Genomic DNA, 9,121 nt, shown 5'->3' on the forward strand with positions numbered 1-9,121 from the left:
GGATCACCAGTGCGAATCGTGAACAGGGTCGACTTGATCGGACGTTCATCGCAGGCCATTCTGCCAAACTCTTCCCTAACGGCACTTCAACGGCCATGTCCGAAGAAACGCAGCTGCATACGGGTCGCCCCTCCGTCCTGCTTGCCGAGGATGACCCGGTCAGTGCCCTTTTCATATCCGAAGCCTTGCAAGAAATGGGACTGTCTGTCGAGTGTCATGCTCGTGGCCCATCGGCTCTGGCACAGGCGCAGGTCCGAATTTTCGACCTGATGATCCTGGATTGCAGGATGCCGGGCATGGGCGCCGAAGACATCCTCAAGGCTTTGCGCTCCGCACCTGCATCGGCCTGCCACGACCGTCCCGCCATCGCCTCCAGCGCGGATCTTCCACCCACGCTGCGGACCCGCCTGCATCAGATCGGTTTCGTGGCCACCCTGCACAAACCGGTGCTGCTGGACGACCTGGAGCAGGTCGTGCGACAGGCTCTTCCCGGGGGGCTTCCCGGAGGGGTCCTCGACCATGTCGCAGGCGCCCGTTCCTGCGGAGATGCACGTACGCTGGATGCCCTGCGCGGTTTGTTTGCCCAGGAACTGGATACGCTATCCGCGCAACTGGATGACTTGCTCGTGCTTGGAGGCGATACCTTGCGCGACCGCCTGCACCGACTGCGAGCCTCGTGCGGCCTGTGTGGGGCGATGGCACTCGACCAAGCCTGCAGGCAATTGCAGGAAGCCATCCGTTGTGCGGATCCCCAGGCCGTGCGCAACGCCAGCGACGGATTTCGCCAGGCCTTGAACTCGACGCGGATCGCGTTGCGCGGGCATGAACCGTCCACGGACTGAACATCATCCGGTCATTCTCGTGCGGCCAAAGGGCGCAACATGCGCCAGGCACGCAATTCGACGCCGCCCAGATGAAAGGCCAGAACCCCACGCATCATCCATCGCAGTCGACGCAGCCCATCGGCATCGGGCGCGCGATCAAGGGCAAGCGCCCGCAGGTCTGCCCCACGCACCGCCCTCGCCACCGATTGCCCGCAGCGTTCCGGACCCTGTTCGGGAACATAACGATAAAGCGCATCGGGTTCGATCGCTTCCCCAGTCAGGATTTCCGTATTCAGCTCGAGAGCATATCCAAGCACCTGCAGGAAATCACGTTCGAAACGGCGCAGGGTCCAGGACACCGCATCCGGACCGCACAGACGTTCGAGTGCAATCGCATAGTTTTCATACAGTCCCGATTGCGCATCCTCGCGGGCGCACATGCGCACCACCAGCTCATTGATATACAGACCCGAAAGAAGGGCATCTCCGACAAGTCGCCTGGATGTGCCCAATGGCTCGGCTGCACGCAATGTGGCCAGTTCGCCGCGCTGACTGTAGTCGATCGCCAGGGGCTGGAACGGCTCCAGATCGGCCCGCTGGATCCGTGCACGTGGGCCGCGCACACCGCGGGCCACCACGCCCACGCGGCCGAAATCACGGGTCAGGCATTCAAGCAGGAGGGAGGTCTCACGGTAAGCGCGTGCATGCAGCACATAGGCGGGTTGCTGTTCGATCTGCATGCGGGAAACGTTGCGCTAGAAGTCAGGATATTGCATCGAAAGGGCCGTGCTTGAACAGCGGCCGCACGCTGCAGTCACGACAAGGATGGGGGCATCCTTGTGGCCCGGCCCAAAAATGCGCAAGGCCGCCGTGTTCCAGAGTCCCAAAGCGTATCAATCCGTGTAACCGAAACGCTTCAGGGCATTTTCGTCATCACCCCAACCAGCGCGTACCTTGACCCAAAGCTTGAGATACACGCGGCGCTCGAACACGCGTTCGATGCTGCGGCGCGCAGCGGCGCCAACGGCCTTGAGCTGCTCCCCCCCGGCGCCGATGACAATGGATTTCTGACTGTCGCGTTCCACCCAGATCACGGCATGGATCTCGGCCAATCCATCCTCGCGGTCGGAAAATTTCTCGATCTCCACGGTGGTGGAATACGGCAACTCCTGATCCAGGCGAAGCATCAGCTGCTCGCGGACCATTTCCGCGGCCAGAAAGCGTTCGCTGCGGTCGGTGACATCCTCGGGCCCGAACACCGGCCCGCGCTCCGGCAAGCGTGCAAGGATGGCCTGTTCGATGTTCTCCAGCCCCTTGCGCTTGAGTGCGCTGGCATAGAACACCTCGTCGAAATGATGTCGTTCGGTCAGTTCGGCCACGAACGGCAGCAAGGCCTGCTTGTCGCGCAATTTATCGACCTTGTTGATCACCAGCAACGCAGGCAGGTCGCGCTCTGCAAGTGCGGCATGAACCGCCTCGTCCTCGTCGGTCCAGCGACCGGCTTCGATCACCTGCACGGCGACGTCGACCTCGGCGATGGCCGCGCGTGCTGCACGATTGAGGCTGCGGTTCATGGCCTTGCGGGCACCCCGGTGCAGGCCCGGTGTATCGACATACAGGATCTGTCCGGCATCGCTGGTGGCAATACCAAGGATTCGGTGACGCGTGGTTTGCGGTTTGGGACTGACAATGCTCAGGCGGAAACCGATCAGGGCATTGAGCAATGTCGACTTGCCGACATTCGGACGGCCGACCAGCGCAACCATGCCGCAGCGAAAGGTGTCGGCTTCTTGTTCGTTCACGCAATGTCCCCGTTCTCGAGTTGGTCCAGAATCTGAGCGGCAGCACTTTGCTCGGCGGCACGGCGGCTGGATCCCTCGGCACATATTTCCAGGCTGCGCGGATCGTCTAGCACGCAGACCACTTCAAACGTACGTGCGTGATCCTCGCCATGGCTGCCCGTCAGTTGGTAGTTTGGCAGACCATGGCCCCTGGCCTGCAACCATTCCTGCAGGCGGGTCTTGGCATCCTTGCTGGATCGCGGGGTGGACTGCACCAGTTCCTCGAACAGCGCCTTCACCGCACTGCGGCACGCGTCGTAACCGGCGTCCAGGTAGATCGCGGCAACCACGGCCTCGAAGGCATCGGCGAGAATCGAATCGCGGCGGTAACCGCCACTTTTCAATTCGCCGGGACCCAGCTTGAGTGCAGGTCCCAGCTCCAGTTTGCGCGCCACTGCGGCCAGGCGCTTGCCATTGACCAGTTGAGACCGCAGCCGCGTCAGCTCTCCTTCGCTGGCATGCGGATGGACTTCATAGAGCATTTCCGCCACCACGAGGTCCAGCAGCGCATCGCCGAGGAATTCCAGTCGTTCGTTGTTGGGGCGGCCGATACTGCGATGGGTCAGCGCCAGTTCCAGCAGAGCCGGGTCGTGAAACGTGTGGTCCAGCTTCACACGTTCACTCGACGCTTCCGGTCAGCTGCACGCTTTTCTGGAAGTGCAGCAGAAAATCGATGTTGTAGATGAAATGCACCCGATTTTCGTAATCCACGCGGAAAGTGACGCCACCACCACTGTTCTGGTCGAAGTGAATGTCCTCGGGATGAATTTCCTGATCGGCGTACTGGAAGCTCAGCTTGTACATGAAGTCGCTGCGGATCTGGCTGCGGGATTTGCCGGACAGGTCCTCCGACTTCAACTCCGACATCGCGCGTTCCACGCCGAAATAGTGGTAATACGGCGGATACAGCTTCATCACCATGAAGCCGAAGAATCCGACGATCAACAACATGAAGACGAAGCCGAGCATCGTGATGCCCTGTTGTCTGGATTTCATGATCCTTTTTTCCCGTATCCGGCGCACCCGGGCCGGCTTGTACCGAATAATGCCACGTTAGTGTATGACCGTTCCGATGCGATGGTACGAATGCAGGCTCATCCAGATGAAGAACGCCTTGCCCACAAGGTCCTTCTCCGGCACGCAACCGTGATAGCGGCTGTCCTCGCTGTTGTCGCGATTATCCCCCATCACAAAGTAGCAATGCTTGGGCACAATCTGTGGATTGAGTGCATTGGGTACGTCCGGAGCGCCAGCGGGTGATTGATTGAGGATCGGCATCTCGATCACCTTGTGGTGCACGCCATCCAGGTTTTCATCCAGCACCTGCCCATTGTAGCGCATGACATAGGCATCCTCGGGATCGTTCACGTCACCGGCATAGGGTCCGATGGGACGAGCCGGGACCAGCTTGCCGTTGACGTAGACCTTTTCACCGTTCACCACGACCTTGTCGCCCGGCAAACCCACCACGCGCTTGATCCAGTCCTGACCTGGCGCCCATGGCGGCCGGAACACCACGACGTCGCCACGCTTGGGTTCGCCGAGTTTGACGATCTTGGTGTGAAACACCGGCAGGCGTAGTCCATAGGTGAACTTGTTGACCAGGATGAAATCGCCGACCTTGAGCGTCGGCATCATCGAGCCGGAGGGGATACGGAAGGGCTCGGCCACGAATGAGCGCAGCACCAGCACCAGCAATACCACTGGAAACAGTGACCGTGCCCAGTCCACCGGCCAGGGGTCGCGCAGCGGTTCACCGGCGGCCTCGGCGCGCAGCTTGCGCTTGCGATACAGGAAGGCTCGATCGAATGCCCAGACCAGCCCGAACAACACGGTCAGGACCAGCAGCGTCAACGCAAAATCAAATGCCATGCCTCTTTCCTTTCAACGAATGCCGGGGCCGGCAACGCGCTTGAAACACCAATACACAACCGATGCCCGCTAACCATAATGCGCCATGCACGACAGGGCTACTTGTCGGCCTTCAATACCGCAAGGAAGGCCGCCTGCGGAATTTCAACGCGGCCAACCTGCTTCATGCGCTTCTTGCCTTCTTTCTGTTTTTCCAGAAGTTTCTTCTTGCGGCTGACATCGCCGCCATAACACTTTGCCAGCACGTTCTTGCGCAGGGCTTTCACCGTGGAACGGGCGATGATCTGGCCGCCGATGGCCGCCTGGATAGCCACGTCGAACTGCTGCCGCGGGATCAGCTCCTTCATCCTCCCGACCAGATCGCGGCCTCGGCGCTCCGCCTGTACGCGGTGCACGATCAGGCTCAGGGCATCCACCCGTTCGCCATTGATCAGCACATCCACGCGGACCAGCGGGGCGGCATCGAAACGCTCGAAATGGTAATCCATCGAGGCGTAGCCGCGTGAGACCGACTTGAGGCGGTCAAAGAAATCAAGCACGACCTCGGCCAGCGGCAACTCATACCTGATCTGGACCTGGGTGCCCATGTAATGGATGGTCTTCTGCACGCCGCGTTTTTCTTCGCACAACGTGATGATCGCTCCCACGTGTTCGGGCGGCGTCAGGATACTGGCCACGATCACCGGTTCGCGCACTTCCTGGATCTGCGGCGAGGCTGGAAGCTGGGCCGGATTGTCCAGACTGATCACCTCACCGTCGGTCTTGAGCACCTCATAGACCACGGTGGGTGCGGTAGTGACCAGATCGAGGTCGTATTCGCGTTCCAGCCGCTCCTGCACGATCTCCATGTGCAGCATGCCCAGGAAGCCGCAGCGAAAACCGAAACCCATGGCCTCGGAGGACTCGGGCTCGAAAAATAGCGCCGCGTCGTTCAGGCGCAGCCTGTCCAAGGCGTCGCGCATGCTCGGGTAATCGTCCGCGGATACGGGGAACAGGCCGGCAAACACGCGCGGCTGCATGCGCTGGAAACCGGGAAGCGGCTTGTCGGCCGGATCGCTGGCCAGGGTCAGCGTGTCGCCAACCGGGGCCCCATGCACGTCCTTGATGGCGGCATTGATCCAGCCCACTTCGCCAGCACCCAGGCGTTCGAGCTTGTGTCGCTTGGGTGTGAATACGCCGACCTCGTCAATACCGTGGGAGCGTCCGGTGGACATGACCTGGATCTTGGTGCCCGGGCGCAGTTCACCCTGCATCACCCGTACCAGCATCACCACGCCCAGATAGTTGTCAAACCAGGAATCGATAATCAGCGCCTGTAGCTTGTCGGTGTCGCCCGGCGTTGGCGGCGGGATGCGCTTGACGATCGCCTCCAGCACCTCGACCACGTTCTCGCCGGTCTTCGCGCTCACGGCAATTGCATCGCTGGCGTCGATTCCAATCACGGCCTCGATCTCGGCCTTGACCTTTTCCAGGTCGGCCGTCGGCAGGTCGATCTTGTTCAGCACCGGCACCACCTCCAGCCCCTGCTCCACGGCCGTGTAGCAGTTGGCCACGGACTGGGCTTCCACGCCCTGGGCCGCGTCGACCACCAGCAAGGCACCTTCGCAGGCGGACAGGGATCGACTGACCTCGTAGGAAAAATCCACGTGGCCGGGGGTGTCGATGAAGTTCAGCTGATAGGTCTTGCCATCGCGTGCCGTGTACGGAAGGGACACTGACTGCGACTTGATGGTGATGCCGCGTTCGCGCTCGATCGGGTTGTTGTCCAGCACCTGTTGTTCCATCTCACGCTCGCTCAGACCGCCACACAGCTGAATGATGCGATCGGCCAGCGTGGACTTGCCGTGGTCGATATGGGCGATGATGGAGAAATTGCGAATGAGGTCCATGGAATCCGTACTTGGCCGGGGCGTCACATGCGGCGCACATGACAACGCACCGCCCGCGCAAGGCGGACGGTGCTATCGAACAATTATCGCATGGAAAGCCGTGCCCATGCGCGCCATAGACCATGCTGCAGCGCGCATGGGCCCGAATCACTTCGCGTGCTTCTTGGCCACAGTGACGGTAACAAATGCGGTGTTGCCCTGCTGGTCGCGCACCAGCAGCATGACCGTGTCACCGGGCTTGTAACCGTGCACGGCTTTGCTGAAGGCCGCCACACTGTTGACCTTGCGCTGGCCGACCATCAGGACCACGTCGCCCGAGCTCAAACCTGCTTCAGAGGCATTGCGGCCACTCACATGGTCGATGACCACGCCGCCCGACCCCTTCTTCAAACCGAGCATCTGGCGCTGCTGGTCCGTGATGCTCTGGACGCTGAAACCCAACGGGGTGTTGGCGTGACCGGCTTCGGCACTGGCAAACTGCGCCGAACCGTCGCCCTTGAGCGTACCCAGCTTCACCTTGACCTCTTTGGTCTTGCCTTCGTGCAGGATTTTCAGGGTGATGATGGTCCCGGGCTTCTTGATGGCGACCATGGGCGGAAGATCCGAGGCGGTATCCACCGGCTTGCCATCGAGGCCGAGAATCACATCACCGACCTGCAACCCGGCCTTGTCGCCCGGACTGCCGCTGGCGACGCCGTTGATCAGCGCACCCTGGACCTGCGACAGACCCAATGCCTTGGCCTTGCTCGAATCCATGTTCTGGATCGTCACGCCAATCATGCCGCGTGACACGTGTCCGGTGGTCTTCAGCTGCTGCACGGCGTCCATCGCCAGATCGATCGGAATCGAGAAGGACACGCCCATGTAGCCGCCGGTGTTGGAATAGATCTGCGAATTGATGCCGACGACCTGTCCATCAAGATTGAACAGCGGGCCACCGGAATTACCCCGGTTGATGGGCACGTCGGTCTGGATGAACGAGGTGTACGGCTGATCTTGCCGACCAAGGTTGCGCCCCACGGCGCTGACAATACCCTGGGTGACGGTATAGTCGAACCCGAACGGCGAGCCAATGGCCAGCACCCACTGCCCCGGCTTGAGCTTGCTCGAGTCGCCAATGGTTACCGTGGGCAGGTCGTGCGCCTTCACTTTCAGCAGGGCGATATCGTATAGCTTGTCGGTGCCGATGACCTTGGCTTTCAGCGTACGCCGATCCTGCAGGCGTACGGTGACCGAATCGGCATGATCGACCACATGATCATTGGTGAGAATGTAGCCATCACTGGAAATGATGAATCCCGAACCCAGTGAGGTGTGCGCCATGCTGGCGCGTGGCTGCATCGGGGCTCCAAAGAAATGGCGCAGGATCTCCGGCAGCTGATCGGGGGGGACCTGCCCCTGCTGCCACTGCGGCGATTGCATGTCGGGGGCGTTCTGGCCGTCGTACTTGGCCTCCACATGCACGACAGCGGGTGCATTCTTCGACACGATACTGGTGAAATCCGGCAACTGCGCTGCCTGTACGGACACAGCAAGCAGCAGCAAGCTCAGGCCTGCGCCGAGGCGCATCATGATTCTGCTCATCGGTGAAAACCTCCTTCATGGATGGAAAGGGATGGGATGAATCCGGATAACGGGCGCGTGATCACACTCGGGTTCGATGACGTTCCCGTTGCATGCAATGCCAGGAAATGGCGTTAACAATCATGCCCAAAACCAGACGCAGCCGGGGCTTTCATGCGAAAGGCACCCGGGGTTCGGGCGAACGGGCGAGGCGTGAAATGGCTTGCTCCTCGCCCAGCGAATCAGGGCTGTGCTTGAACGTCAGGCGCTGTCTGATTGGCTGCTGACTGTGGCATCTGGATGATCCAGCGCCCAGAGGCAGCGTGCAACCGAGCCTGCTCGGCAGCCTGCGCCTGGTAGGCGCGCAGGCTCATGTAGGGCGCCATAAGACGTGAGTAGGCCGCGGGAATCAAGATATCGCCTTGCACCTGGCCATTCAAAACGGTGGCTGAGGCAGGCTGGGAAAGCTGTCCTGCCGGTGAGGCTGCAAGCCAACGCGGCACCTCGGGAGCTCGACCGCGACTCGCTCGAACAGATTGATCCGGAGCGGGTGCCGCAGTTGCCACGGCCGTACGGACGCTTTCCCGGAGCTCCTGAGTCTGGGGCCGCGCAGCCATCAATGCCACGACCGCCACGCTGGCGGCGATGGCACCACCAGCAGACCAGCGCAACCAGCGCTTGCCGACATGCCGGGTTTGGGCCGTTTCAACCGTGTCCAGCGCTGCCATGACGCGGTCGGCAAAACCGTGATCGGCCAAGCCTGAGAATTCGCCACGCAGACAGGCACGGCTGACATGGTAGCTGCTCCAGGCGGCACGAAGATGGCCGTCATGCTCGATCCGGCGCAACAGGAAGCGGACCTGATCGAACTCCAGCTCGCCATCGGTGAAGGCGGACAGGTGCTCACGGTAGGCTTCAGTCATGATGACGGTTCCTCACGATGTGACAAGAGCGGACGCAACTGGCAATCGATGGCCTCTCGCGCCCTGAAGATACGTGATCGGACGGTACCGATCGGACAATCCATGGCCGTGGCGATTTCCTCGTAACTGAGACCGTCCACCTCCCTCAGGGTGATGGCCGTGCGCAGTTCGTCCGGCAATTCTTGGACAGTGGAAAACACCGTTTGTTC

At 61.0% G+C, this 9,121-nt stretch carries 10 protein-coding genes; 1 reads left to right on the plus strand and 9 read right to left on the minus strand.

Annotation, left to right across the window (positions count from 1 at the left end; translation table 11 throughout):
* The first annotated feature begins 95 nt into the window (after positions 1-95).
* Complete coding sequence (locus PF446_RS05870) at positions 96-842, plus strand: response regulator (protein ID WP_298070308.1); 747 nt, start codon at positions 96-98, stop codon at positions 840-842.
* A gap of 11 nt (positions 843-853) precedes the next feature.
* Here the strand turns inward: PF446_RS05870 and recO are convergent, their stop codons facing one another.
* The 9 genes from recO to PF446_RS05915 all read right to left on the minus strand — a co-directional run.
* Entirely contained in the window at positions 854-1,564 is a 711-nt protein-coding gene (recO, locus tag PF446_RS05875) for a DNA repair protein RecO (protein ID WP_298070309.1), read from the minus strand.
* 153 nt (positions 1,565-1,717) lie between these two features.
* Positions 1,718-2,590 (minus strand): GTPase Era, encoded by an 873-nt coding sequence (era, locus tag PF446_RS05880; RefSeq protein ID WP_298070317.1) that lies wholly within the window; start codon positions 2,588-2,590, stop codon positions 1,718-1,720.
* Between the two features lie 32 nt (positions 2,591-2,622).
* On the minus strand, positions 2,623-3,279 hold the full coding sequence (gene rnc, locus PF446_RS05885; RefSeq protein ID WP_298070310.1) for a ribonuclease III: 657 nt from the start codon (positions 3,277-3,279) through the stop codon (positions 2,623-2,625).
* Between the two features lie 4 nt (positions 3,280-3,283).
* A complete protein-coding gene (locus tag PF446_RS05890; RefSeq protein WP_298070311.1) occupies positions 3,284-3,661 on the minus strand; it encodes a DUF4845 domain-containing protein in 378 nt (125 codons plus the stop codon).
* Between the two features lie 57 nt (positions 3,662-3,718).
* On the minus strand, positions 3,719-4,537 hold the full coding sequence (gene lepB, locus PF446_RS05895) for a signal peptidase I (RefSeq protein WP_298070312.1): 819 nt from the start codon (positions 4,535-4,537) through the stop codon (positions 3,719-3,721).
* A gap of 98 nt (positions 4,538-4,635) precedes the next feature.
* The gene (gene lepA / locus PF446_RS05900) at positions 4,636-6,426 is read right to left on the minus strand and encodes a translation elongation factor 4 (RefSeq protein ID WP_298070313.1); all 1,791 of its coding nucleotides are present in this window, start codon (positions 6,424-6,426) and stop codon (positions 4,636-4,638) included.
* 147 nt (positions 6,427-6,573) lie between these two features.
* Positions 6,574-8,010 carry a Do family serine endopeptidase gene (locus PF446_RS05905; protein WP_298070314.1) on the minus strand — a complete coding sequence of 479 codons (1,437 nt, stop codon included), beginning with the start codon at positions 8,008-8,010 and terminating at the stop codon, positions 6,574-6,576.
* A 221-nt stretch (positions 8,011-8,231) separates the two neighbouring features.
* Positions 8,232-8,912, minus strand: coding sequence for a sigma-E factor negative regulatory protein (locus PF446_RS05910; protein ID WP_298070315.1), 681 nt, complete (start codon positions 8,910-8,912; stop codon positions 8,232-8,234).
* On the minus strand, positions 8,909-9,121 hold a 213-nt coding region (locus PF446_RS05915; RefSeq protein ID WP_298070316.1), incomplete at its 5' end, for a sigma factor-like helix-turn-helix DNA-binding protein. The genes PF446_RS05910 and PF446_RS05915, both read right to left, overlap by 4 nt.

Origin of the sequence: Oleiagrimonas sp. (assembly GCF_027858935.1) — a bacterium.
Classification (GTDB): domain Bacteria; phylum Pseudomonadota; class Gammaproteobacteria; order Xanthomonadales; family Rhodanobacteraceae; genus Oleiagrimonas.

What these genes read in the sequence shown, in the direction of transcription:
- PF446_RS05905 (WP_298070314.1), bottom strand. Translation starts at nt 8,010, where the DNA reads ATGAGCAGAATCATGATGCGCCTCGGCGCAGGCCTGAGCTTGCTGCTG.
- lepB (WP_298070312.1), bottom strand. Translation starts at nt 4,537, where the DNA reads ATGGCATTTGATTTTGCGTTGACGCTGCTGGTCCTGACCGTGTTGTTC.
- lepA (WP_298070313.1), bottom strand. Translation starts at nt 6,426, where the DNA reads ATGGACCTCATTCGCAATTTCTCCATCATCGCCCATATCGACCACGGC.
- PF446_RS05890 (WP_298070311.1), bottom strand. Translation starts at nt 3,661, where the DNA reads ATGAAATCCAGACAACAGGGCATCACGATGCTCGGCTTCGTCTTCATG.
- PF446_RS05870 (WP_298070308.1), top strand. Translation starts at nt 96, where the DNA reads ATGTCCGAAGAAACGCAGCTGCATACGGGTCGCCCCTCCGTCCTGCTT.
- era (WP_298070317.1), bottom strand. Translation starts at nt 2,590, where the DNA reads ATGGTTGCGCTGGTCGGCCGTCCGAATGTCGGCAAGTCGACATTGCTC.
- recO (WP_298070309.1), bottom strand. Translation starts at nt 1,564, where the DNA reads ATGCAGATCGAACAGCAACCCGCCTATGTGCTGCATGCACGCGCTTAC.
- PF446_RS05910 (WP_298070315.1), bottom strand. Translation starts at nt 8,912, where the DNA reads ATGACTGAAGCCTACCGTGAGCACCTGTCCGCCTTCACCGATGGCGAG.